Annotated in this window: 22 protein-coding genes and 1 pseudogene; 18 read left to right on the top strand and 5 right to left on the bottom strand. The window is 39.7% G+C overall.

Annotated features, from left to right (window positions below):
• Nucleotides 1-91 precede the first annotated feature (91 nt).
• The 7 genes from ACFSN5_RS01650 to trxB all read left to right on the top strand — a co-directional run bounded on the left by ACFSN5_RS01650 (nt 92) and on the right by trxB (nt 7,462).
• Nucleotides 92-1,351, top strand: a complete 1,260-nt coding sequence (locus ACFSN5_RS01650) for a peptidoglycan bridge formation glycyltransferase FemA/FemB family protein (RefSeq protein WP_241154256.1) — start codon at nt 92-94, stop codon at nt 1,349-1,351.
• 147 nt (nt 1,352-1,498) lie between these two features.
• Nucleotides 1,499-2,842, top strand: coding sequence for a DEAD/DEAH box helicase (locus tag ACFSN5_RS01655; protein ID WP_165329320.1), 1,344 nt, complete (start codon nt 1,499-1,501; stop codon nt 2,840-2,842).
• Between the two features lie 218 nt (nt 2,843-3,060).
• On the top strand, nt 3,061-3,891 hold the full coding sequence (locus tag ACFSN5_RS01660; RefSeq protein WP_165212621.1) for a transporter substrate-binding domain-containing protein: 831 nt from the start codon (nt 3,061-3,063) through the stop codon (nt 3,889-3,891).
• A 572-nt stretch (nt 3,892-4,463) separates the two neighbouring features.
• On the top strand, nt 4,464-5,369 hold the full coding sequence (locus tag ACFSN5_RS01665; protein ID WP_165329321.1) for an amino acid ABC transporter permease: 906 nt from the start codon (nt 4,464-4,466) through the stop codon (nt 5,367-5,369).
• The gene (locus tag ACFSN5_RS01670; RefSeq protein ID WP_004227958.1) at nt 5,369-6,112 is read left to right on the top strand and encodes an amino acid ABC transporter ATP-binding protein; all 744 of its coding nucleotides are present in this window, start codon (nt 5,369-5,371) and stop codon (nt 6,110-6,112) included. Before ACFSN5_RS01665 ends, ACFSN5_RS01670 begins: the two co-directional genes overlap by 1 nt.
• A 142-nt stretch (nt 6,113-6,254) precedes the next feature.
• On the top strand, nt 6,255-6,479 hold the full coding sequence (locus ACFSN5_RS01675) for a DUF4059 family protein (protein WP_040804414.1): 225 nt from the start codon (nt 6,255-6,257) through the stop codon (nt 6,477-6,479).
• 65 nt (nt 6,480-6,544) lie between these two features.
• Nucleotides 6,545-7,462 carry a thioredoxin-disulfide reductase gene (trxB, locus tag ACFSN5_RS01680; RefSeq protein WP_165329322.1) on the top strand — a complete coding sequence of 306 codons (918 nt, stop codon included), beginning with the start codon at nt 6,545-6,547 and terminating at the stop codon, nt 7,460-7,462.
• 54 nt (nt 7,463-7,516) lie between these two features.
• Here the strand turns inward: trxB and ACFSN5_RS01685 are convergent, their stop codons facing one another.
• Nucleotides 7,517-7,699: an IS3 family transposase gene (locus tag ACFSN5_RS01685; RefSeq protein WP_165212752.1), complete on the bottom strand. Its 183-nt coding sequence runs from the start codon at nt 7,697-7,699 to the stop codon at nt 7,517-7,519.
• Nucleotides 7,700-7,837: 138 nt separating this feature from the next.
• Here ACFSN5_RS01685 and ACFSN5_RS01690 point away from each other — a divergent pair, with 138 nt between their 5' ends.
• From ACFSN5_RS01690 to ACFSN5_RS01700, 3 genes are all read left to right on the top strand, one after another.
• Entirely contained in the window at nt 7,838-8,296 is a 459-nt protein-coding gene (locus ACFSN5_RS01690; RefSeq protein ID WP_165212631.1) for a hypothetical protein, read from the top strand.
• Between the two features lies 1 nt (nt 8,297).
• Nucleotides 8,298-8,918 (top strand): LysE family translocator, encoded by a 621-nt coding sequence (locus ACFSN5_RS01695; RefSeq protein ID WP_165212633.1) that lies wholly within the window; start codon nt 8,298-8,300, stop codon nt 8,916-8,918.
• A 542-nt stretch (nt 8,919-9,460) separates the two neighbouring features.
• On the top strand, nt 9,461-10,849 hold the full coding sequence (locus ACFSN5_RS01700) for an amino acid permease (RefSeq protein WP_165212635.1): 1,389 nt from the start codon (nt 9,461-9,463) through the stop codon (nt 10,847-10,849).
• Nucleotides 10,850-11,079: 230 nt separating this feature from the next.
• Here the strand turns inward: ACFSN5_RS01700 and ACFSN5_RS01705 are convergent, their stop codons facing one another.
• Both ACFSN5_RS01705 and ACFSN5_RS01710 read right to left on the bottom strand, forming a co-directional pair.
• On the bottom strand, nt 11,080-11,298 hold the full coding sequence (locus ACFSN5_RS01705) for a hypothetical protein (RefSeq protein WP_165212637.1): 219 nt from the start codon (nt 11,296-11,298) through the stop codon (nt 11,080-11,082).
• Nucleotides 11,299-11,476: 178 nt separating this feature from the next.
• The gene (locus ACFSN5_RS01710; protein ID WP_165212639.1) at nt 11,477-12,016 is read right to left on the bottom strand and encodes a TetR/AcrR family transcriptional regulator; all 540 of its coding nucleotides are present in this window, start codon (nt 12,014-12,016) and stop codon (nt 11,477-11,479) included.
• Between the two features lie 182 nt (nt 12,017-12,198).
• Between ACFSN5_RS01710 and ACFSN5_RS01715 the strand changes: the two genes are divergently transcribed.
• The 4 genes from ACFSN5_RS01715 to ACFSN5_RS01730 all read left to right on the top strand — a co-directional run bounded on the left by ACFSN5_RS01715 (nt 12,199) and on the right by ACFSN5_RS01730 (nt 18,397).
• The gene (locus ACFSN5_RS01715) at nt 12,199-13,968 is read left to right on the top strand and encodes a DHA2 family efflux MFS transporter permease subunit (RefSeq protein ID WP_165329323.1); all 1,770 of its coding nucleotides are present in this window, start codon (nt 12,199-12,201) and stop codon (nt 13,966-13,968) included.
• Between the two features lie 735 nt (nt 13,969-14,703).
• The gene (locus tag ACFSN5_RS01720; protein ID WP_165212643.1) at nt 14,704-16,161 is read left to right on the top strand and encodes a nicotinate phosphoribosyltransferase; all 1,458 of its coding nucleotides are present in this window, start codon (nt 14,704-14,706) and stop codon (nt 16,159-16,161) included.
• A 601-nt stretch (nt 16,162-16,762) separates the two neighbouring features.
• The gene (gene nadE / locus ACFSN5_RS01725) at nt 16,763-17,587 is read left to right on the top strand and encodes an ammonia-dependent NAD(+) synthetase (protein ID WP_165212645.1); all 825 of its coding nucleotides are present in this window, start codon (nt 16,763-16,765) and stop codon (nt 17,585-17,587) included.
• A gap of 117 nt (nt 17,588-17,704) precedes the next feature.
• Nucleotides 17,705-18,397 carry a LexA family transcriptional regulator gene (locus ACFSN5_RS01730; protein WP_165329324.1) on the top strand — a complete coding sequence of 231 codons (693 nt, stop codon included), beginning with the start codon at nt 17,705-17,707 and terminating at the stop codon, nt 18,395-18,397.
• 81 nt (nt 18,398-18,478) lie between these two features.
• Here ACFSN5_RS01730 and ACFSN5_RS01735 read toward each other — a convergent pair whose 3' ends face one another.
• Complete coding sequence (locus tag ACFSN5_RS01735; RefSeq protein WP_165329325.1) at nt 18,479-20,755, bottom strand: Xaa-Pro dipeptidyl-peptidase; 2,277 nt, start codon at nt 20,753-20,755, stop codon at nt 18,479-18,481.
• A 115-nt stretch (nt 20,756-20,870) separates the two neighbouring features.
• Here ACFSN5_RS01735 and gla point away from each other — a divergent pair, with 115 nt between their 5' ends.
• On the top strand, nt 20,871-21,752 hold the full coding sequence (gene gla, locus ACFSN5_RS01740) for an aquaglyceroporin Gla (protein WP_165212650.1): 882 nt from the start codon (nt 20,871-20,873) through the stop codon (nt 21,750-21,752).
• Nucleotides 21,753-22,005: 253 nt separating this feature from the next.
• Here gla and ACFSN5_RS01745 read toward each other — a convergent pair whose 3' ends face one another.
• A complete protein-coding gene (locus ACFSN5_RS01745) occupies nt 22,006-22,887 on the bottom strand; it encodes a sulfite exporter TauE/SafE family protein (RefSeq protein ID WP_165212652.1) in 882 nt (293 codons plus the stop codon).
• Between the two features lie 113 nt (nt 22,888-23,000).
• On the opposite strand from ACFSN5_RS01745, the gene ACFSN5_RS01750 reads away from it, so the two are divergent.
• The 3 genes and pseudogenes from ACFSN5_RS01750 (at nt 23,001) to ACFSN5_RS01760 (ending at nt 25,218) form a co-directional block, all read left to right on the top strand.
• Complete coding sequence (locus tag ACFSN5_RS01750) at nt 23,001-23,753, top strand: CppA N-terminal domain-containing protein (protein ID WP_165212754.1); 753 nt, start codon at nt 23,001-23,003, stop codon at nt 23,751-23,753.
• Nucleotides 23,750-24,670 carry a serine hydrolase domain-containing protein gene (locus tag ACFSN5_RS01755; protein ID WP_165212654.1) on the top strand — a complete coding sequence of 307 codons (921 nt, stop codon included), beginning with the start codon at nt 23,750-23,752 and terminating at the stop codon, nt 24,668-24,670. The genes ACFSN5_RS01750 and ACFSN5_RS01755 overlap by 4 nt, the downstream gene beginning before the upstream one ends.
• Nucleotides 24,670-25,218, top strand: a pseudogene (locus ACFSN5_RS01760) (DUF1697 domain-containing protein). The gene ACFSN5_RS01755 and the pseudogene ACFSN5_RS01760 overlap by 1 nt, the downstream one beginning before the upstream one ends.
• The last annotated feature ends 19 nt before the right edge of the window (nt 25,219-25,237 follow it).

The following is a 25,237-nucleotide window of genomic DNA, read 5'->3' on the forward strand; positions in this document are numbered from 1 at the left end:
AGGTGAAATATTTCGCTGATTGTAATATAATATAGTCAGTTAGGTCTACAATTACTGGAGCACTTAAGTATGAAGTGGAGGTTCAATAACTTTGAATCAATTAAATAAACTTAATGGTATATTTAAAGAAATTACACGGGAAGAATTTGCAAACTTTATCTCAACATTAGATAAGTGTTCATATGAACAATCTGTGGAAATGGCTGATTTGAGAGATCGACGAGGTTATGAAACCAAATATCTTGCATGGGTTACTAATAATATAGTACAGGTTGCGGCTTTAACATACTTCCAAAATGTTTGGGGTGGAAAAAATATGGGAATTTATTACGGACCTGTGTATAATCAATTAGAAGATCTCCCACTATTTCTTGGTGGGCTAAAAAGATATTTAAAAAAAGAAAAGATTTTAAAATTAATTTTATTTCCTTATGAAGACTACCAGATATACAGTGATGATGGGGTAAAAAAAAGTAAAGATAATAATCAATTATTATACCTTTATAAAAATTCTGGGTTCCATTATCAAGGAAATCAAAATGGCTTTACCAATGAACAAATTTTTTGGCATTACGTAAAGGATTTAGCTGGGCTTAGTCAAGATAGTTTGAGTGTATCTTTTTCAAAAAAGGGGCGCTCTCTGTTAAAAAAGGCAAAGACATTTGGTATAAAAATACGTATTTTAAAAAGAGATGAGTTAGGGGTTTTCGATGAGCTTATGGCTGTGACATCTTGTAGACGTGGTTATGAAAACAAAGGGATTGATTATTATATAGATTTGTATGATTCATTCCATGATAAAGCTGAGTTTACAATTGCAACTATTAATTTTAATGATTATTTAACCAATGTTCTATCTAAGAAATTAGAACTAGACAAGAAAATAGCGGATCTCCGAGAGGACTTACTTAAAAGTCCTAAGTCTAAAAAAAAGCAAAATCGTTTGCGAGAATACGAGGATCAACACGACTCCTTTGTAATTAGAGAAGAAGAAGCAAAAAGATTATTAGGAAAATATGGAAACGAAGATGTGGTTTTAGCTGGGAGTCTATTTATCTATACTCAGCAAGAATTAGTATATCTGTACTCAGGTTCCTATGTTGAGTTCAATAAATTTTACGCTCCTGCCCTGTTACAGGAGTATGCTATGATTAAAGCAATTAAAAAAGGAATTTCATTTTATAATATGTTGGGAGTGACAGGTAACTTTGATGGGACAGACGGAGTACTGGGGTTTAAACAGAATTTTAATGGCTATGTTATACAGAAATTCTCCAGTTTTACTTATTATCCTAAACTGTTCAAATATGGGATAATAAAGAGTTTGAAATTTCTACTTGGTAGAAAGTGACTACTTCAAAATAATTTACAAAATTATATTATTAGTTGTATCCTAGATACTTTGTTACAGTATCCAGAGATTTCTTCTGGTATAATGGGTTAAGTCAATAAGCAAAATAAGGTATAAAAGAGCTCAGGCAGAGTTAATGAGGGACGTATGACTTTTAAAGATTATAATTTCAAGGCTTATATTAATCAGGCTTTGGATCAGATGAATTTTAAGGAACCCACTCCGGTTCAGGCCAAATTGATTCCAGTAGTCCGTTCAGGCCGTGACTTAGTTGGTGAATCTAAGACGGGGTCGGGCAAGACCCACACCTTTTTATTGCCAATTTTTGAAAAAATAGACGAAGGAGTCAAGCAGGTTCAGGCAGTTATTACAGCTCCTAGTCGGGAACTGGCTACTCAAATTTATGAAGCAGCTAAACAGATAGCTGACCAAGCTGATAGTGAGATTCGCCTTGTCAATTATGTCGGGGGAACGGATAAGCAGCGGCAGGTAGACAAGTTGAAGGCTGGGCAGCCTCAGATTGTCATTGGAACGCCCGGTCGGATCTATGATTTGATAAGATCAGGTCATTTGGATATTCACAAGGCTTCCACATTTGTTGTTGATGAAGCTGATATGACCATGGATATGGGCTTCTTGGACACAGTTGATAAGATTGCTGCCAGTCTGCCTAAGAATGTGCAATTCCTAGTCTTCTCGGCTACCATTCCACAAAAGCTCCAGCCCTTCCTGAAGAAGTATCTGACAGATCCTGTTATTGAAAAAATTAAAACTCAGACGGTGATTGCTGATACCATTGATAATTGGCTGATTTCGACTAAGGGCCGCGATAAGAATAGTCAGCTTCTGGAAATTTTGACCCATCTTCAGCCCTATTTGGCTATGATTTTTGTCAATACTAAGGAGCGGGCGGATGAACTTCATAACTTTTTGCTAAGCAATGGTCTCAAAGTAGCTAAGATTCACGGTGGTGTTCCGCCAAGGGAGCGTAAGCGACTCATGAACCAAATTAAACGTTTGGATTTTGAGTATATCGTAGCGACTGATCTCGCGGCTCGGGGGATTGATATTGAAGGGGTCAGCCATGTCATCAATGATGCCATTCCGCAGGATTTATCTTTCTTTGTTCATCGGGTCGGCCGTACGGGACGTAATGGTCTGTCTGGTACGGCTATTACGCTCTACCAACCTAGTGATGACACTGATATTCGTGAACTGGAAAAGATGGGGATTAGTTTTGTACCTAAGGTCTTTAAAAATGAGGAATTCCAAGATACCTATGATCGTGACCGTCGGGCTAATCGTGAAAAATCTTATCAGAAACTGGACACGGAAATGATTGGTTTGGTTAAGAAGAAAAAGAAAAAAATTAAACCGGGCTACAAGAAGAAAATTCAGTGGAAGGTTGACGAAAAACGTAAGCGAGAAAGACGAGCACAAGTCAGAGCCAAGGGCCGTGCTAGTCGCAAGGCTAAAAAGCAGAGTTTTTAAATTTAATATGTTGGTTGAAGGCTGGGGTTAGGTTTCCGGCCTTTTATCTGCTGTTTCGGCTGATTTTGCCCTTCGAATAGTTTCTTAACTATTCATCAAAAAGTTCTTTTTAATTTTTTGATAGTATCTATTTATCACTTGATAGAAATTCCCTATTATTCAAAATATTCATGACATGTTAAACTAGTGTCACGATGAAGACTTTAAGGAGACTGTCTATGAAATTAAAGAATGTTTTTCTAGTTGGCTTGGTACTTGGTTTAGCTGTTTTAACTTTAACGGCTTGTTCGTCTAAAACGGATGAGTCAGCCAAGCAGGATATCATTGTTGCAACAGATTCTGATACGGCTCCCTTCACTTTTACTGGCAAGAATAATAAGCAAACTGGCTATGATATTGAAGTCATGAAGGCTATTTTTAAAGGTTCAAAGAAGTATCATCTCAAATTTGAGACAGCCGAATTTGAGTCTATTTTGCCGGGCATTGATTCAGATCGCTATCAAATTGCAGCTAATGACTTCAATTACAATGCTGATCGGGCTAAGAAGTATCTCTTTTCTGATCCAATCTCAGTCTCTAACTATGCTATTGTGACCAAATCTGGTACCAAGTATGATAAGCTGGAGCAGCTCTCTGGGAAATCTACTGAAGCTTTGGCAGGTTCAAATTATGCTCAGACCCTAGAGGATTGGAATAAACAGCATCCTGATAAAGAGCCAATCAAGGTCAATTATGTCTCTGGTCAAACTGGCTTCACTTCACGTCTTCAAGATTTGGATCAGGGTAAGATTGACTTTATCTTTTACGACCAAATTTCTTCCAGCTATGCGGCCAAGGACCAAGGCTTTGACTTCACGGTCAGCAAGTTACAAGATAAAGTCGGTTCTAACAAGGATGGTAAGGAATACCTCCTCTTTGGAAAGACAGATCAAGGTAAAGAGCTGCAAGCCTTTGTTAATCGGCGGATTAAGGCCCTCCAAAAAGATGGTACATTGAAGAAATTAAGTCAAAAGTATTTTGGTGGAGACTACGTTTCCAGTCTTAAGTAATAGAAAAATCGGCTGGGATAAAAGGCCTGCCTCGTGTTAATTATTGTTAGATGGAACAGTTTGATACGGTAGCTGGGACCTGCTGTCTTGAGCAATTGGGTCTTGTTTCTGCCTAAGCTATTCGATGTTCGATCACCAATGAGCCGAGTCGCTGTTGATTGGAAGTTCTTATTTAGGGCGTGTATTCTTATTTTCAGGCTGCTTTCAACAATCTAGTGGTTTTTTAATGACCATGCAAGAGTATGGCAGCATACTGAGGGTTAGGAATAGAGCAAGCAAAGCTGCCGCGCCTTGAAACAAGAGAGTGACAGAAGAGGCCTGAGCCTTAACATAAGAGAGTGAGGAAAATCGGAATCGCTATTTCTGGTGATTTATCGATTTTTTATACGTCATTTTCAGATATTGCAATATTCATGGGTTAGGGCAGAGCCATCATGGCTGTTGTCCTACCTGTTTCATGCTGTTTTCCTATCTAGTTCTAGTCTTAGAAATCAACTATTTTACAGCTGCTGCTTAGGATGTTACAATGAACTGATAGTATAACTTGATAAAAATAAAAATTAGGAGATTCTATGTCAGAAACGAATAACTCACAAGGGCTGAGTAAGTTCTTTAAAACAACTAGAGGAAAAATGGCTGGTTTCTTTATCGGCTTAATCCTTGTTATCCTGATTTTGATGCAGGTATGGGGTTATCTTATAAAAACAGGTCTCTATGACAAGTTTGTTAATACCTTGCCTGATGGGATGCTCTTTAGCGTACGCGCCGTTTTCGGTGCTATTCCTGATATTTTAAAACATCTGCCAATGACTTTGGGTCTGACTGTCTGGGGCTCTATCTTTGGTTTGATTTTGGCCTTGCTTTTTGCCATTGTCAAAATTAATCGCGTGCCTGTTCTCTATCAAATTCAGGCTTTCTTTGTCAGTTTTTTGCGGGGAACACCTATCTTGGTTCAGCTTATGCTGACTTATTATGGGATTCCGCTTTTACTGCGCTATATTAATATGAAGACCCATTCGGGTTGGAATATCAATAATGTCTCTCCTCTGGTCTTTGCGGTTGTAGCTTTTGCCTTTAATGAGGCGGCTTACACCAGTGAGACTATTCGGGCAGCGATTCAGGCAGTTGATTCGGGTGAAATTGAGGCAGCTAAGAGTTTGGGAATGACCAATACGCAGATCTACCGTCGGGTTATTATTCCAAATGCAGCTGTTATTGCAACCCCAACCCTCATCAATACTCTGATTAGTCTGACCAAGGGGACCTCTCTGGCCTTCAGTGCTGGTATTATTGAGATGTTTGCCCAAGCAAAAATTATCGGCGGCCGAGACTATCGTTATTTTGAACGTTACATTTCAGTTGCCCTGATTTATTGGATTGTCAGCATTGTCATTGAAAATATTGGCCGTTATATTGAAAAGAGTATGGAAATTAAATCACCAGAAAATATTTCCGGAGAAGAAGGAGGCTTACGCTAATGATCAAGATTAGAAATTTGACCAAGACCTTTTCCGGTCAAAAGGTCTTGAATGGCCTCGATCTGGACATTGAAAAGGGGCAGGTTATCGCTCTCGTTGGTGCTTCCGGCGCTGGGAAATCGACCTTTTTACGCAGCATGAATTACTTGGAAGAAGCGGATTCTGGTACGATTGAGATTGATGATTTCAAGGTGGATTTTGAAACGATTACTAAAGAAGAAATCCTGACTCTGCGCCGCAAATTGGCCATGGTTTTCCAACAGTTTAATCTCTTTGAACGGCGGACGGCTCTGGACAATGTCAAAGAAGGACTCAAGATTGTTCAAAAGATGCCCGACAAGGAAGCGACAGCTCTTGCTAAGGAGGAGTTGCGGAAGGTCGGACTGGCTGACCGAGAGAATCATTATCCTCGCCACCTCTCTGGCGGGCAGAAACAACGGGTAGCCTTGGCAAGGGCTCTTGCGATGAAGCCAGATGTTCTCCTTTTGGATGAACCGACTTCGGCTCTAGACCCTGAATTGGTAGGCGAAGTGGAAAAATCCATTGCGGATGCTGCTAAGACTGGTCAAACTATGGTTTTAGTCAGTCATGATATGAATTTTGTTGCTCAGGTGGCTGATAAGGTCCTCTTCTTAGAAAAAGGAAAGATCCTCGAACAGGGGACACCAGATCAACTCTTCAACCATCCGAAAGAGGAAAGAACCAAAGAATTTTTTGCTAGTTACAAAAAATCTTATGTTTGATATAATAAGAATAAGTTTGAAGCTCGTTTGGCCAGTCAAGCGGGCTTTCTTGTGGATTCAGTCGCAATTTGCTTGTTGGGCTTTGATTGTTATTTCGGCCATTTCAGGTGATTAGATTTTCTAAAAGTGTCTAAGGTTTTTTATGTTAGTCGATATTTTTAAATTTTATTTGCAAGGTCTATTTATGGCTGTTGCCTTTGTTATTTTTGCTGTGATTGTCTGGCTGTCCTATCGAGCGCTCAAGTTGAAGGATAAGACGATCAAGGAGCGCCAAAATGCCCTTTATGATGGTATTATGATGGCTTTGATTTCTATTCCCATCCTGTCCTTCGCTTTTATGGCTATTGTTTTGATGATAAAGTCATAATAGTTGACCCGGCTGCACTTCTGGAGTAAACTAGGTCTACTAAAGATATGCTAAGGAGAAATGATATGATTTATGATACATTGGTGATTGGCTCTGGTCCTGGTGGGATGACTGCTGCTCTCTACGCTGGTCGTTCTAATCTCAAAGTTGGCTTGATTGAGCAAGGGGCACCCGGCGGCCAGATGAACAATACTTCAGATATTGAAAATTATCCAGGTTTTGAGACCATTTCTGGTCCAGATCTGTCTATGAAAATGTATGAACCCTTGGAAAAATTCGGCGTTGAAAATATTTACGGTATTGTTGAGAGGGTTGAAGATCATGGTGATTTCAAGCGGGTGATTGCTGGCGATGATCACTATGACGCCAAAACTATTATTTTAGCAACGGGTGCCAAACACCGTTTGGTGGGTGTTCCCGGCGAGCAGGAGTACAACAGTCGTGGTGTTTCCTACTGTGCGGTCTGCGACGGGGCTTTTTTCCGCAATCAAGATCTCTTGGTCATCGGTGGTGGCGACTCAGCGGTTGAAGAAGGAATCTACTTGACCCAGTTTGCTGATAAGGTGACTATTGTTCACCGCCGTGATGAATTGCGAGCGCAAAAAATTTTGCAGGATCGAGCTTTTGCTAATGATAAGATTGACTTCATCTGGGATTCTGTGGTTGAGGAAATCAAGGGTGATGATGTTAAGGTTCGCTCGGTTGACATCAAGAATGTTAAGACTGGGGAAGTGACTAACCATGAATTTGGCGGTGTTTTTGTTTATGTTGGTCTAGATCCAGTGTCCAGCATGATCAGTGATCTTGGGATTACCGATCAAGCAGGCTGGGTTATTACCGATGAGAAAATGAGGACTAACCGCTCAGGTATTTTTGCGATTGGTGATATTCGCCAGAAGGACCTGCGGCAGATTGCAACAGCTGTTGGCGATGGTGCTATTGCCGGTCAAGAAGTCTATAATTATATTACTGAGCAGGCTTAGGCATTACCCCAAAAGACTGGGGAACCGCTATTTGACAAGTATAATAGTAAAAGATTAGGCAATGGCCTTGTTCCTCAGTTCAAGAGGAGCAAGGCCATTGTGCTTTTCTTGATAACGATAGTTAGTGTAAAAATGGATATAGGTATCAATATAAGTGACTAATTCCTCAAAAGTCTTGTAAGTGTTGAGTTGAGGGGTGTAGCACTCTTGAAGTGGTCGAAAAAGCTTCCAATCGATGTTTCTTCTTTGTACGTATAGATGCTTGGTAAGAGACCAGTTTACATCCTAATCTTACTTGTTGTTTCGCTTTTGAGCCTTATCTAACCTTTTAGAGTAGGCCATTCTTTATTTATTATTGAAGACACTACTTTTCAAATGTACAGCTCTAATCGGGAGAAACAAATAAAATTTACTAAAAGTAAATTAAAATCTGATGGTATAATAGGTTTTATAGAAAAGTTTTCTAATACAGACGCTAATGAATTTTTTAAACGTGAACAAATTAAAGATATCTATTTTAAAAGACGTTTTTTCTCAGAAGAAGATATTTTCTTAAAGAAGAAAAATGTTTTATCTGATATGAATAACGGCCTTGTTACACTTGAACAATTTATAGATGCTTTATCGAAGTTTTTTGCCTATGCCGTGATTAACTGGAACTCTGGGAATTTCTATACACTTTATGCCTCTAACAATAAAAACAATTTATTAAATTTTTTATCATATATGCCTTCCTCGTTAATACCTGATAAATATGTTCACATTGAACTTCCAACAGCATTATTAACTTTGAATAAAAGTGAAATAAAATATAGAACAATAAAGGAAAATTAAAATGGCAATATCAATCTGGGTTTCTTATGTTATAGCCTGTATTTTACTTATTTCTCCACCAGGTCCAACTGTAACATACTTAATAACAACCAGTATGGTTCATGGGAAAAAAACTGCTTACGAAGTGGTATGGGGGAGTTTTTTTGGGGGATTAGTATGTTTAGTCTTATCTTTTATTGGTATTGGAACTATACTCAATACATCGATTATCCTATATAGTCTTTTCAGAATTTTAGGGATAAGTTATTTATTATATTTAGGGATAAGAAGTTTATTAGAAATAATCAAAGACTCTAGTGTTGCGAGTCAGGAAATAGTTCCCCCCAAAAAAGGAGAAGGATTTAAAAATGGTTTTCTGCTTATCTTTTTAAATCCTAAGAATATTATTTTTTTTGCTTCTTTCTTACCACAATTTATTGATGAACAAAGTTCTCTCTATGCCCAAGTAATTATTTTGAGCGTAACTTATTTAGTAATTGGGCTGGTCAATGATTTTCTATACAGTTTTTTTGCTTCTCATATCGGCAAATTACTAGGGCAACATTCAGAAAAATGGATAAACGGTATAGGAGGTTTAGCAATGGTACTATCAGCTATTATTGTGATCTTCCAAAATTTTTAAGTTCTCACTATATATTAGATAACTATATAAAGATAGAATATAAGGTGAAGAAGGTATTCAATCTAAGAAAACTATCTGGAGCTCTCTTCTAAGATTCATTATCATTGGAAAGTTACCCTGATTTGATAATTCAAAAACTTCGGTAAGTATTACAAAAGTGCTGTTATCACACTGGTTTACTGTGAAGAAAAATTTTCCAGCTGGTAGTCCACTTCTAATCAAAATGATATTGATATTTTCTTTGTTGGCTCCTAGTTAACGGGGGCTAATGGATACTCTAATGGGTTATTGAGACGAGGGCTCCTAAGCATATGAACTTTAATAGTACTTCTCAAAAATGATTATAAGCTATAGCTGATAAGAGAAATAGAATTCCAAGATATTATTTCACTGCCCACTATGGGGGAGTATATCAATTCATTCCGTCTGGAGTGCTTTTTTCTTATTGTTCGAATTGTGCTATAATATTACCTATACTTCAAAAGGAGGAAATTCTTTGAACCTCCAGCCTCTAAGCTGGCAGGTAAAGATGACAAGCTCAAATGTCAGAACAACGTACAAACGGGGCAGATGTCGAAACGACGAAAAATGGTATGGATCGGGGATTGACCAACCGTCATGTCCAGATTATCGCCATTGCCGGAACCATTGGGACAGGGCTCTTTCTGGGAGCTGGGAAGTCCATTCACCTGACGGGGCCTTCCATTGTCTTGGTTTATATCATCACAGGAATTTTTATGTACCTGATGATGCGAGGAATTGGGGAGATGCTTTTCCAAGATCCCGACCAACATACCTTTATTAACTTTATTACCAAGTACTTGGGACAGGGCTGGGGCTATTTCGCTGGCTGGTCCTACTGGATATCCTTGGTACTCTTAGGGATGGCAGAGTTGACTGCCATTGCTAAATATGTTCAATACTTCATTCCCAGCGCTCCCAGTTGGCTGATTCAGTTGGTCTTTCTCTTGATCCTCTGCGGTGTCAATGTCGTCGCCGTAGCTGTCTTTGGCGAAGTAGAGTTCTGGTTTGGGATGATTAAGATCATTGCTATTCTAGCCTTGATTGTGACAGCTATTTTTATGGTTCTGACAGGTTTTCAGACTCCGGTTGGTCATGCCAGTCTAACCAATATCTTCCATGGTTTTAATTTCTTTCCTTTGGGGATTGATCATTTCTTTATGGCTTTCCAAATGGTCTTCTTTGCCTATCAGGCTATTGAGTTTGTCGGGATTACAACATCTGAAACTAAGAATCCTAGAGAGGTTCTGCCTAAGGCCATTCATGCTATTCCAAGTCGAATTATGTTCTTCTATGTAGGAGCCTTGATTGCTATTATGTCAATCTTCCCTTGGAGGCAGCTGCCTGATGACCAGTCCCCTTTTGTTATGGTATTTAAGTTAGCCGGTGTCAACTGGGCAGCTGCTCTTATCAACTTTGTGGTTTTGACAGCAGCAGCCTCCTCCCTCAATTCTATGCTCTATTCCAGCGGCCGTCATCTCTACCAATTGGCCAGAGAAACGCCTGCCTTGGATCGCTACAAACTTAACCGTTTGTCTCGGACCAATGTTCCGCAAAATGCTATTTTTACCTCAGCTGGATTTATGGTTATTGCGGCTATTCTCAGCGTAGTTCCATGGATTTCCGATAGTTTTACCGTTATCACCTCATCTTCTTCAGGGGTTTACATTGCTATCTATGCCCTTACTATGCTGGCCCATCTACGCTATCGCAAATCGCAAGACTTTATGGCGAATGGCTTTCTCATGCCAGCCTATAAGGTGCTTAATCCCTTGACTATTGCCTTCTTTGGCTTTATCTATTTGTCACTTTTTCTGCAACAGTCAACCTTTATTGGAGCAGTCGGCTCGACCCTTTGGATTTTGGTCATGGGAACCATTTGTCAAATGGTTACGCGTAAGAATGATTAATTAATGCTATAGTCCTCATGTAGTGAAAAATAAAATCACTAGAAACTATATGCTGGATTTTCGTGTGTCTAAAGAAATCTAAAGCCAATATAAGAAATATTAAAGATTGTTTAATCAGCTTTAACTCTTGCAAAATCAATATATAAATAGTCCTAGAAGAGTTTCTCTTCTAGGATTTTTTTAGGATAGTAAAACCTTAGCACGAGCTCAAAGTTTTTTAATTATGAGGATTAATTATTATTTTCATCATCTTGATAGCAAATTTTTTTATTGTTAGTATCAATCGGTATTTGATGAATGTCATAGGTATTAGGAATGATAAATGAACTTTTCATAAATTTGATGGTCATTGATGGGAATTTGGAATATTTCAATGTATTAGCAAGCCAATAATTTTCAGTTAGAGCCAGTACATTTAGTTCAAAAAAATGTAAATCGCTTATCTTCATATAAAAAGTTTATATCCCAAACTTAAAATAATAGCCTTTCAACTTGAGGAAAAAGTAATGGTGTTATTGATGCTGTTGTTTTTGCATTAATGAGGCAATATTAAAAACCAGAGGATCACATCTTCGTGCCCCTCTGGTTTTAGTTAGTCGAAAAATCTTTTTGCCTAAGATTCTTTAATTACCAAAAGATATTCTCTATTTTCATAATAATATCAGTGATTTCTGAAGGTTTTTCTCTTAAATCATTTTTTATCCAAGATGAAATGACGGTTTCAAAAGAAGCACAAAAAACCTGAATAATAATATCATTAGAGATTCCAGTGTGAGTTTTCATTTTATTTTTTAAAGTAGGGTTATTATTTATAATATTTCTTATTAACTCTTGAACTTTTTGGGAAAATTCCATGTGAGAGGCTTGAGAGATAGCTTTAAAGTGTTTAAAATCCAATTGAATCTCTTCTAGGGTTTCCACTATTTTTTCTCTTTTGGACAAATTACCTTTGGAAAGGATATTCCAGAATCTTTCCAATGTTTCTTCACCAATAGTATAGGCTAAATCATCTTTATCCAGAAAATGTTGATAAAAGGTGCCTCGACTGACATTTGCCCGTTTTGCAATTTCACCAATCGAAATTTTGAAGTAATCTTTCTCTAATAGTAAATCGATTAAGGCGTTTTTGAGATGTTTTACACTTTGTGTCTGTCTTATTTGACTCATTTTTTTTTCTTAATTTAACAACTTGTTCAATTTTGTCATGGCTATTTTTTACGTACTATTATATTCTTTTTTTATAAATTATCAATAAATTCCGGCATCCTTCTTGGAAATGCTTGTCTAGTATTTTATTGCGTAGTTTATTATTTTACATTTATTCTTTATTCAGAAAGGAGACATATTAAATGTCGAATATAAGAAAAATTATCGGTTTTATCGGTCTTATTCTGGCAATGTTTATGGGAGCTTTAGATGCTACGATTGTCAACATTGCCCTTCCTGATATCATGGACAATTTACACACAGGGCTGACTGATACTAGCTGGGTTGCTACAATTTATGTTTTAGCTATGTCAGCTTTTATTATTACAGCATCTAAACTGGCGGATATTTACGGTCGAAAGTTAGTCATGCTCATTGGGGTGATTGTATTTGGAGGCTTTTCATTTGCTTGTATGACCGCAAGCTCACTTTTCCCTCTTATTATTTATCGCTTTTTTCAAGGACTTGGAGGAGCGATTCTTACTCCTATTGTTTTGCCTATGGGGATTGAACTGTTTGGAAAAAAGAAAACAAGTCGCATTACTGCAGTTATAGGGGCTTTTGGAGCTATTGCAGCGGCAGGAGGACCTGTCATAGGAGGGATAATTATAAATTGGACCAGTTATCACTGGATTTTTGGTATTAATGTTCCGATAGCTGTCTTAGCCTTACTTTTTATTTTAATGGGAACACATGAATCATACGACTCAAGTATAACTAAGAATATTGATTGGCTAGGCGTGATTTTTCTAACGCTTGCACTAGGAGGATTGATTTTTGGTCTGTTAGAAGGCCGAGAATACGGTTGGACTTCTCAGGCAATCGTATCAAGTTTCATGCTGAGCTTGGTAGGATTAGTTCTTCTTATTCTTACTGAGAGAAAAGTCCAATCACCAATTATAGAGCTCTCCTTATTTCGAGAAAAAACATTTACGGCTTCCAGTATTGTCTATATGGTCTTTGGATTTGCCATTATCGTGCCTTCATTTGTAGTGAATTATTTTTTGCAAAATGTCCGCAACTACTCAGCATTGCACTCAGCTTATTTAATCGTTCCGGCTTCTCTAGCTATAGCAATAGGTATGCCCTTGGCAACAAAGATGTATCAAAAACTCAGTGCTAAGCTGTTAATTGGTATTGGAATAGCAGTTACGGCTGGCGGCTTATTCATGTTGGGATTTGTTGAACAAAATACTTCAAAAGGTATTATCGTTTGCTGTAATATTATTATTGGCCTTGGCCTTGGTTTTATGGCGATGGCGCTTACTTCCTCAGTAAAATATCTGCCAGTTACCAAAACAGGGATCGGCTCAGGTATTGTCAACGCTTCAAGGTATATTGGACAGGCTTTAGGTATAGCTTTGCTTGTTACTATTTTAAACGGAAATATTAATACAGCAAAAGCTAATATTAAAGAAGAAGCTTATCATCAAATTGATCATCGTGTTCTATCAACAAAAGTAAAGAAAGTCGCACGTGAAGAAATAAGAAATACTTTTAAAACATCTAAAAATAGTACTAATACATCAAAGAAACAAAACACAATGGTTAAAAGAATCAAGCAAGCAGCGCAGGATAAAAGTAAATTGCCTAAGCCTAAAAAGGGTAGTGATTATCGTAAGCTTTATGATGCTAATGAGCTGATGGTTGCTGGTTCTGAAAAAATTGCTGGGGCTGTTCCGCTTCCACAGTTGAAATCAAGCTTGTCCAGCCTGTCAATGGGTCAAAAGGAGATGAGTACGGCTATCCAATTATTAGCACAAAAGGAAGAGTTAACGGATTCTCTAAAAAATATTGTAAAATCTAAAAATGATGAATTAAGTCAAGCATTCGACCAAGTATTTAATATTGGCGGTATCATCGTTCTAGTATGCTTACCCCTTGCCTATATGACAGATAAGAAAAATCAATGATTATATAAATACGATTTTATTTCATTCAAATTTAAATTAATATTCCTCTAAGGAATAATGTATTTTCTGGTTCAACTTTATACCTAATATCCTTAATTGTATAGATTTTAAGCGGGTACATTATTTACTTCTTCTTTCGAATACTTGAGGCTGGGCAGGAACTCATCCAGTATTCCTGCTTTGGAATAAACTTTTGGCGTAGTGGTTGGGAGTAAGACTTATTAGCTATGCCAAAAAGTCTTACTCCTGCACAGTTCATGAGGTGCTTTAGCACCAATGAACCACTGCTGGTTGGTTTTCCTTTTGCCATAAGGCCAAAGCGGAAAAACTAAACGAATGTATCTTATTTCCAATCTCAAAAGATCCCAGACCTTTTGCTTGCAAAGTAAGTGTCAAAAACGCTCTGGCAAGAGACCCTTTCAGGTCACCACCTTGAAACTAGGGAGTAGTGAGAACCAAAATTTTTAATATTGGGGTTGACCCCACTCCCAAATTCTCTAAAATACGACTGATATTAATTAAGAAAATATCTAATGGTTTGAGAATGGCCTGGTTAAGGTATTTAATAGCTCTGTATCTTTTGAAATTGAACAGGAGCTGAAAGACTGATAATTTAGACTGCCGTCCTAATAAATCGACATTTTTGTCTGTCCTCTAAAATTCTTCATTTTTCTTACTGCCCTTAGTATTTTCTATTATGTTATAATAGTCACAAACTCAAAGGAGAACAGGCAGATGTATGCAGACAACAGTTTAACTTTACATACTGATTTATATCAACTTAATATGATGCAGGTCTATTTTAATCAAGGGATTCACAATAAAAGATCTGTTTTTGAGGTTTTTTTCCGCAAAGAGCCTTTTGCTAATGGTTATGCGATTTTTGCCGGTTTAGAGCGAATTATCGACTATCTCAATCATCTGACCTTTTCACAAACAGATTTGGCTTATTTGAAAGATTTGGGTTATCCTAAGAATTTCTTAGATTACTTGGAAAATCTTGAGATGACCTTGAGCGTTCGTTCGGCTAAGGAGGGGGATTTGGTCTTTGCTAATGAGCCTATCGTGCAAATCGAAGGTCCTTTAGCACAATGTCAGTTGGTAGAGACGGCTATCCTTAATATTGTCAACTACCAAACCTTGATTGCGACCAAGGCTGCTCGGATTCGATCGGTTATTGATGATGAACCCTTGATGGAATTTGGAACCCGTCGGGCTCAAGAACTGGATGCAGCGATCTGGGGGACTAGAGCTGCAGTCATAGGCGGTGCTAATGCTACTTCCAATGTTCGGGCTGGTAAGCTGTTTGGTATCCCAGTTTCCGGAACCCATGCTCATGCTCTAGTTCAGGCCTATGGTAATGACTATGATGCTTTTATGGCTTACGCAGGGACCCATAAAGATTGTGTTTTCTTGGTGGATACCTACGATACTTTGAGATTGGGCGTACCAGCAGCTATCAAGGCGGCTAAAGAGCTAGGTGATAAGATTAATTTTCTGGGTGTTCGCTTGGATTCGGGGGATTTGGCTTACTTGTCGAAAAAAGTCCGCAAGCAGCTGGATGAAGCTGGCTTCCCAAATGCTCATATCTATGCTTCCAATGACCTTGATGAAAATACGATTCTCAACCTTAAGATGCAAAAAGCTAAGATTGATGTCTGGGGTGTCGGTACCAAGTTGATTACAGCCTATGATCAACCAGCTCTAGGGGCTGTTTACAAGATGGTTGCTTTAGAGGATGACGAGGGCATCATGCAAAATACCATTAAGCTGTCCAACAATGCTGAAAAGGTTTCAACGCCTGGTAAAAAGCAGGTTTGGCGGATTACTAGCCGCGAGAAGGGCAAATCTGAAGGTGATTACATCACCTATGATGGCGTTGATGTCAATGAGGTTAAGGAATTGAACATGTTCCATCCAACCTATACTTATATTAATAAGACTGTTAAGAACTTTGATGCTGTTCCCCTTCTGCAGGACATCTTTAAGGAGGGAAGTTTGGTCTACGAACGGCCGAGCTTGATGGCAATCAAGGATTACGCTAGGAAAGAGTTGGATCATCTTTGGGATGAATACAAGCGAGTCCTCAATCCGCAGGATTATCCAGTTGATTTAGCTCCTGATGTTTGGCAAGACAAGATGGACTTGATTGCCAAAATGCGGGAAAAGGCCAATCAAACTCAGGACTTTTAAGGATAGTCCTGACTAAGGGGTTAAAGCAAGGTTTTCAATTGGCTGATAGGCTACTTTCAGGGTCTCATTTTCAAGTGTGATAGTGATGTTTATAAATACAGGACTAATTTTTTCGGAGACAAGATGACTTCTCTTGTGTGTCAGTAGTCAGCAGCAAGTCGCTATTCTCTGGCAGTAATTTTTGCTAAAGCGAACGTCCTTTAGTATTTTGTCAATTGAATACGGCTAAAAGCTCGGGATTTAGACAAGTTTCCTTGTGTGCAAGCACACAGTATCACCTTTCTAAAATCCTAATTGCTTTTTACGCCCTTTGTATCTTAATTTAACTGAACACGCTTACGACTGAGCAGCGTTCAGTAGTCTGAGGAGAGCCTGCTGAAGCTTGCTTCCTAAAAGCTAAAAAGCAACAATTAGGCAAGCAGAAACTTCAGACTTTTTAAAATCCTTTGAGTCGCTTGATGGCTTAGTATCTTAGTAATCGAATATGACTACACTCCTGTGAAAAAAGTCACTTTCTTTGAATCTATGTGATTCATTGTCAGGTTTCCAATTTTTCTTTGGAGTGTTTAATGGCTTAATATCTTAAATAGAGGAGGTAGCGATGAGCTTACAGGAAGATATTATTAAAGAATTAGGGGTTCAACTACATATTGATCCCAAGCAAGAAATCAGACGCTCAGTAGATTTTCTCAAGGCTTATTTGAAAAAGCATAGCTTTTTAAAGAGTTATGTATTAGGCATCTCTGGCGGTCAGGATTCCAGCTTAGCCGGTCGTCTGGCTCAAATGGCTGTTGAGGAACTGCGTTCTGAAACAGGTGAACTCTACAAATTTATCGCTATTCGTCTACCTTACGGGGTTCAGGCCGATGAGGCTGATGCTCAAAAGGCTCTGTCCTTTATTCAACCGGATGTTTCGTTGACCATTAATATCAAGGAAGCGGTCGATGGTCAAGTAGCAGAGCTGGCGAAGGCGGGCGTTAAAGTTTCTGATTTTAACAAAGGGAATATCAAGGCCCGCCAACGGATGATTACCCAGTATGCTGTAGCTGGGGAAAATAGCGGAGCGGTTATTGGGACAGATCATGCGGCTGAAAATCTGACTGGTTTCTTTACCAAGTTTGGTGATGGGGGCGCTGATATTTTGCCTCTCTTTCGTCTTAATAAGCGTCAAGGGAAGCAGCTTCTAGCAGAATTGGGGGCTGACCAATCTCTCTATGAAAAAATTCCGACAGCAGATTTAGAAGAAAACAAACCTGGTATTGCTGATGAAGTAGCTCTGGGTGTGACTTATCAGGATATTGATGATTATCTGGAAGGGAAGCGTGTTAGTCCTCAGGCTCAAAAGACGATTGAAACTTGGTGGTTCAAGGGTGAGCACAAGCGCCATCTGCCAATCACTGTCTTTGATGATTTTTGGAAAGATTAAGTTCAAGTAGTCCTCTGAGGCTACTTTTTTGAATACATTTGGGGGTAATCCCTTGCTTGGCTTGTTTTCCTATGTTATACTACTTGTAAGTTATAAAACTAATGATGAGGTGAGGCTATGTTTTCGGCTGAAAAATTGAAAAATCGTCGTAAGGAATTGGGAATGTCACAGGCTGATGTTGCCAGACAATTGGGAATTTCCCGTCCCTCTTATTTTAACTGGGAAAACGGAAAAACCAAACCTAATCAAAAGAACTGGAACAAGCTCAGCAAGATTTTGCAGGTGAATCCTTCTTATTTTTTGTCAGAATATGAGATTGTTGAGACCTATGTTCAACTCAATAAGGGTAATAAAAAGAAGACTGTGGACTTTGCCAATCATCTTTTAGCTGAACAAGGCAAAATAAGATCTGAGTCTGGACGGAAACTCTTTGCTTACAAGGTCTACGAACGCCTGTCAGCTGGTACGGGTTATACCTACTTCAATGATGGCAACTATGATGAGGTTTTCTATGACGAGGAACTGGATCATGATTTTGCTTCTTGGGTCTTTGGAGATTCTATGGAGCCAACCTACCTTAATGGTGAAGTAGTTTTGATTAAGCAGACTGGTTTTGATTATGATGGGGCTGTTTATGCGGTTGATTGGGACGGTCAAACTTACATTAAGCGGGTTTATCGCGAACCAAATGGTCTTCGCCTAGTTTCTATCAATCAGCAGTATGCGGATAAATTCGCTCCTTACGATGAGAACCCTAGAATTGTTGGTAAAATTGTTGGCAACTTTATGCCAATCGATGCTAGTGTTTGAGAATAAAAAATAAGACTTCTGGAGAGATTCTTCTGAATCGACTCTAGGAGTCTTTTATAGTTTTATTCGATGGATCTAATTTTAACCATAGGGGAGTAAGAGTTTAGAGTGAGCTAAATCTACAGTCAGCTGATAGTCGCTATCATCGCGAATGGTATGCTCAAAATCAGTTGTGTAAAGAACCAGACGGAGCTGATCTCCCTTAGCTAAGCGGTAGATGCTAGGCTGCAAGTCTAACTGAATGGTCATCCATTGATTAGCTTGGACTGTCTTAATGGACAGCAGGTCCTGACGATTTTGAAGGTTGAGCACGGCTTTGCTGATAACCCGATATGGTGTTTGTACAAAAGGAAGTTCCATACAATTTTCGCGAACATAATTGCGGCCATTGTCAATACCTCGGGCTTCCTTGGTGGTCGGGACATCTTTGTAGCGCTTCTTGGGTCCAAAATCTAGAATTTGAGCGGACAGGATTCCCTTGTTGGCTGAGGATCTGATTTTCAGGTTCAGGCGTGGACGACCATTGAGCAGGAGGTCGTTATCCAAGGTCAAATCGAGAGTAACTTGGTTAGCCTTGCCCTCAAAGAGTTGGGCCTTGAACGTATTGAAATCCCTGGCATAACGATCAAAATCTTTTTGGTTATAGTGGTTATCAATGACCGCTTGATCTTGGCCTAAAACAAGGGAGTGATAGTTGGTCCCGCCAAAATCTTCTAAACTTTGCCAGCCTTGTTCTTGGCTATTGTCCTGCCAGATGATGCTTGGTAACCAAAAACCGTTGTTTAGGCCCAAGAGTTTATGAGTCAGGAGGGCGTTCATGCTTTCTCGGAAATCAATGGATTGCCAGTTATTCATGTAAACGTGCATGCCATTGTGAAAGAAAAGGTGTTTTTTAATATCAGAAGGAAGAGCTTTAAAGAATTGATAAGCATGAAGTGGCTTGACATTCCAATCCTGACTACCGTGAGTTAGAACAACTTCAGCTTTAACTGCTTTGGCATGACTGACATAGTTTCGGTCCTGCCAAAACTGGCTATAGTCTCCCCTGTCTCTTTTGAGGTCTTGGCTCATCTGCTTGAGGAAGGCCTGATAGGCTTGGTTGCTGCGAAGGTATTCGCCGCCTAGGAGATTTCTGGAATAAGTATATTCGGTCAAAACATCTAAGTCTTCACCAGGATACCCCCCTGGACTAGACACGAGGCCGTTTTCACGATAGTAGTCATACCAGGAGGAAATACCGGCTTCGGCAATGATGACTTCCAAACCATCGACAGCAGTAGTAGCCAAGGCATTGGACATCGTTCCCAGATAGGAAATTCCTGTAGTAACCACTTTGCCAGAAGCCCAGTCAGCTTTGACTTGGCTGGTTCGTTTGAGACTGGTATAGGCAACAGCCCGGCCATTGAGCCAGTCAATGACAGCCCGAAAAGCATTGACTTGCTGATAGTCTCCGCTGGTCATAAACCCTTCAGAAGCCAAAGTGCCTAAACCTGAGACATAGATATTGGCAAAACCTCGAGCTAGAAGGTAGTCGTTGAGGCTGTAGTTGGCAATATGGGTAAAAGTCTCACAGGCAGGTTCTTGAGGGGCTTGTGATTTGTTGTAGGTCACTTGAGGGATGGGCTTTTCTTCGATTTCAATCTGACCAGTAGGTTTAACAGCTAATTCACCATCCATCTTGTGCATTTTTTTATCATTTGCCACAGGATTAGTACCTTGATGGTATGGGCTGGCGGTCATGGTTGTTGGAATAGGTTGATTGGCTTGAGGCCGCAGAATATGGACGCGAATCAAGTCGTTTTTCCCATCTTGATCGCTGTCAATACTGGTTTCAACATAGACAACTTCGCGAATAATCTGGCTGGTATCGAAGGTTGCCAAACTTTTCCCATTGAAGTAGTGATAATGGTTGTCAGCAGGAATAAGTCCCTGACTGACCAGTTTATCAATCAGGGTCATGCCTGTTTTTTGTCTGGTTGCCAATAATTGATAGAGATTTAAAATAAACTGATCCTCTTGGTATTGAATAGGGAAATTTGTCTGATCCAGAAAATCAGTGACCTCTTCAAAATCGACATGGGGAACAAAGTCCAGAATTTGGCAAGCTATCGTATAAAAAATTTCTTCAGTCAGATGTCTGTCAGATTGAAAGAAAGACAGTAGATCTGTCTCAGGATCGGCTATCCAATTGCTTAAGGGAATATCAGTATCACCATAGTGGAAGAAAATTTTGCGAAGGAAACGTTCCAGATTGGCCTTGGCTGATTCTTTTAGGGAGACAGAGAAACCTAGTTCTTGTAATTCTGCTTCAGCTTCTTGGACTGAAAGGGGAATGTAGCTAAATTGATTGAAGCGCATGCTCTTACCTCACTAGTAAACGTTTTATTTTCAGTAATACCTTTACTTTATCTATTATACTTGATAAAATGGTAGCTGTCTAAATACTTGTTAAGGAGAAAGGAAGTCTAGACGAATGAATGAATTTTTTAAAGAAGCCCTGACACATGAATGGCTGGTGAAGTATGCCACAGAGGTTATTGCAACTGCTCTCATGGTTTTGATTGGGAATGGTTCTGTTGCCAATGTTGAACTGAAGGGAACCAAAGGCCATAAATCAGGTTGGCTTGTTATCGGTTTTGGTTATGGCTTTGCCGTAATGTTGCCAGCTCTTATGTTTGGTACCGTTTCTGGTAATCACATCAACCCTGCCTTTACGCTTGGTTTGGCTGTTTCAGGTCTTTTCAAATGGACCTATGTCCCAGGTTATCTGATTGCTCAAATGTTGGGAGCTATGTTGGGACAAGGTATCTTGGTAATGGGACATGCGGCCTACTATCAAAAGACAGAAGATCCAAATGCCATCCTTGGTTCTTTCTCGACTATCTCTGCCTTGGATGATGGTACAGAAGAAAGTCGCCGTCCTTCCACTATCAATGGTTTCATCAACGAGTTTATCGGAACTTTTGTTCTGGTCTTTGGTGCTTTGGCATTGACTCATAATTACTTTGGATCTGAGGCTCTTAAAGATGCTGCTCAACAAACTGGTATGACTGTCGATGCCTTGACACAGCAAAGTCCGCAAATTCCTTTGATGACTGGTGGGGCTCTGGGGGCTGCTCACCTTGGTCTTGGCTTCTTAGTTGCAGCCTTGGTTATTTCCCTCGGTGGACCGACCGGCCCTGCCCTTAATCCAGTGCGTGACCTTGGTCCTCGTTTGCTCCACCATCTTTTGCCTGAAACCGTTCTTGGTGAACATAAGGGTGATTCAAAATGGTGGTATGCTTGGGTGCCCGTTGTTGCACCAATCATTGCCGGTATCATTGCTGTGGCTGCCTTTAAAGCGCTGTATATGTAATTGGTCAAAAGAAAGGAGCAAGTTTGTCTTGCTTCTTTTTTATCCTTAATCATATTCTCTGAGCTTTTAATACTCTTTGAAAATCAAAATGATCCTTTGATGATGTCCCCTACCACACTCCAGTATTACAAGCTGTTGCTTGCTTAGTCTCTAGCCAAGTTATCAGTAGCTCGTTGTCTAATCTGGTTTTAATTTTTTGACTATCAATCATTGCCAGTTTTGCAAGTAATTTTATAAAAAAATCTAGCCAAAGCTAGATTTTTTTAGTTAGGGATGAGCGGATAAGCATGGTACCAGTAAAGATAACGATACCTACGACTAAGACTTTTAAAGTATTGAGGTCGATATTTGTAAGAAAGAATACAGCGATGAGAACACCGATAATGCCTCCCAAAACCAGGCCGGCATAACCGGTCCAGTTGACGCGGTCGGCTTTGATAAATTGAGTACTGGAGGCTGTCATAATCATAGCAGCATCCAGCATCATAACTGGCATGGCAATGGTTGGGCTCAATCCCATCAAGGAGAAGAAAATCAACTCAGGAGCATAATTCCCTAGTCCCATGGTCATAAGCACACCGATAGCAAAGTTGAAGCCAACACCGATAGCCAGCCAAATACCGTGTAAGCCATGGACAGATGTTGATAAATTCCCGCCGGGATTCGTTAGCATACGGTAGACCATGATCAAAGCGGCAACAATCAGAAGTAGCCCCAAAATTCGTTGGACAAGGCGTTCATTCCAATTTTTGGTGATTCGAGTGCCAAAAAGGGCTCCAAAGAAGGAGGCGGAAGCCATTAGAATTAAGGTTAAGGGTTCAACCTTGACGACTAAAATGAAGCAGAGGGCCTGTACCATGACAGGGATAACATGAGCCGTGTTCATAGTTCCAGGCAGTTTACTATCATCATCGTTGAGTTTGGTGATTTTAAAAAGAGTAGTCGTCGTTGCGAAAGAGCCAATCCCCAGCGTATCTAGCATATCGGTGACTAATCCAATCCAAAATCCAGTTGTAAAACGCTGGAAAATATTTATTTTTTTATGGCGAATATGAAGGGTCAGCTCAATGATAACGATAATCATAGCCAACACCAGTACTGTCTGAATCAGGTGTAAAATTAGATTTTCATTCATGTACCTAGTTTACAGAAAAAGCTAGTAATAGTAAATAGTTTTTGCTTAAAGCATATAATTATTTGTCAAATGAAAAGAATTTGACTAAAATGGAAGCAGTTAGGAGAAAAATGATGTCATTATTTGAAGGAATTACTTTAGCAGCACCGTTTTTTCGTATCAATAATCGGGAGCGTAATACGGAATTTTATCGCAAGAACTTAGGGTTTAAAGTTTTAAAAGAGGAAAATTCTGAGGTTTTTTTCAGCGGCTATGTCAATAAAAATGTCAAACTTGTTATTGAAGAATCCCCGTCCATGCGCGTGCGGGAGGTCGAAGGACCAAAGAAGCTTAATCGCTTAGAAGTTAAGACTCAAAATCCTGCTGAAATTGAGGCTCTTTTAGCTCAGGGAGTAGCTTATAAGCGACTCTTTAAGGGGGAGAGAGGCTATGCCTATGAAGTCATTTCGCCAGAAAATGATGTTGTCCTCCTTCACGCCGAGGAGAGTAGTGATTGTTTGGAAGAAATTTCTGGGATTGGTCTGACCTTCGCTGCTTTGCCAGATTTTCAAGGGCTGTCCGATTTCCAAATTGCTAATTTGGTTCTGAACGTTGCTGATTTAAAAGCTTCTCAGGGGTTTTACCAAGTCCTAGCTGGACTAGCCTTTTTACCGACTTTAAAGGCAGCTCAAGGTCCAGATCTGCAGGCAGCTGAGAACACCACTTGGGATCTTGAAATTATTGATTATCAAGTTCCAGCTGATTATGATTTTACAGCTTTGAAAGCTTATTTGGAAGCTGCAGGCCTTTCAGTATACCTCGACAAAGGGAAAACTGTACTTGTGATTTCTGATCCTAGTCAAATTGAATTATGGTTTAGCAAATGAAAAAGATTTTAGACAAAATAGAGCGACAAATTGAGGCTGACATCTATCATGGTGCCAGCCTTGCCCTTTACAATGAACATTGGCAGGAATTCTACTTGGGAACTTTAGATGGTAAGCAGCCAGTTGTGCCAGGGTTAACTTATGATTTAGCCAGTGTGTCCAAGGTGGTCGGTGTGGGGACGGTACTGATTCAGATGGTTAAGGAGGGCGTCGTCAAATTAGATTGGCCGCTTAGGGCCTATTATCCAGCTTTTGCTAATAATAGCGTGACTATCCGCCAGCTGCTGACTCATACATCGGGCATTGATCCCTATATTCCCAACCGTCACAAATTAGACGCTGAATCCTTGATTGAGGCTATCAATCATATTCAGGTAACCAGTCAGCATGAGTTTAAATACACGGATATCAACTTTATTTTGTTGGGGCTGATGCTGGAAACTCTGACTAGCCAAACTCTAGCTAATGTATTTAAGCAGAGGGTTTTTAAACCATTTGCCATGAAGGAAACTAACTTTGGTCCAGTCTCAGTAGCAGTCCCGACGGTCAAAGGAGTATTACCCGGAGTGGTGCATGACCCTAAGGCCAAGGTCTTGGGAGTTCATACGGGATCGGCAGGGCTTTTTTCGACGCTGAAGGATTTGGAAAAATTTTTGAATGCCTATTTACAAAGGGATTTTGCGACTTATCTCAATCACAATTTTGCACCTTCGGGTTCAAAAGAACGCAGTTTGGCTTGGGACAAGCAGGGTGACTGGCTCCTGCATACGGGCTACACAGGAACCTTTGTTCTCTACAACCGGAAAGCGCAGAAAGCAGCTATCTTCCTTTCCAATCGGACTTATGAAAGGGATGAACGTGCTCAGTGGATTTTGGATCGGGATCAATTAATTACAGTCATCAAGGAGGAGCTCTGATGCGTTCTACCTTGCTTCTAAGAGGTATCAATGTAGGTGGTAAGAATAAGATTGTTATGGCTGACTTGGTTAAGTAGCTGAGTAGTAGGGAGTAGGGTTATCGTCAAGCTGCGACCTCTGTTAATTCCGGCAACCTCTTTTTTAATAGTGAAAGACTAGAAGCTGATATTATTGCGGAATTCAAAGCCTTCTTGCAGCCAACTTTCTGTGCAGACCTTCGCCCTTATAGCGTCCAAGGGTTTTGCAGCAGACGAGCTGCCGAATTGGTGACTGATGATTTAACCAGAAAGAATGTGCTTTTTACAATTGGATAGTAAGATGGTGCAAAAGCTTATTGAAACGTTGGGACTGGCTGATGAGACTGTCCATTTTGGGCATTTAGGTATCTACTGTACTGGGGCAAATACCAGGAAAAAAGTTTCTTCAAGATGGCTTACCATAAGGTCCCTCTCAAGCAACCCTTCTATAAGGAAATGCCTATTCGCAATCATAAGAAGACCAATGCTAAGCTGGCAGATTATCTTAGGCTTTCTCATGACCATCTGTAATATCTGTTAAAGCCTTTTT

It is taken from the genome of Streptococcus tangpeifui (genome assembly GCF_044503215.1).
GTDB classification, from domain to species: Bacteria; Bacillota; Bacilli; order Lactobacillales; family Streptococcaceae; genus Streptococcus; species Streptococcus tangpeifui.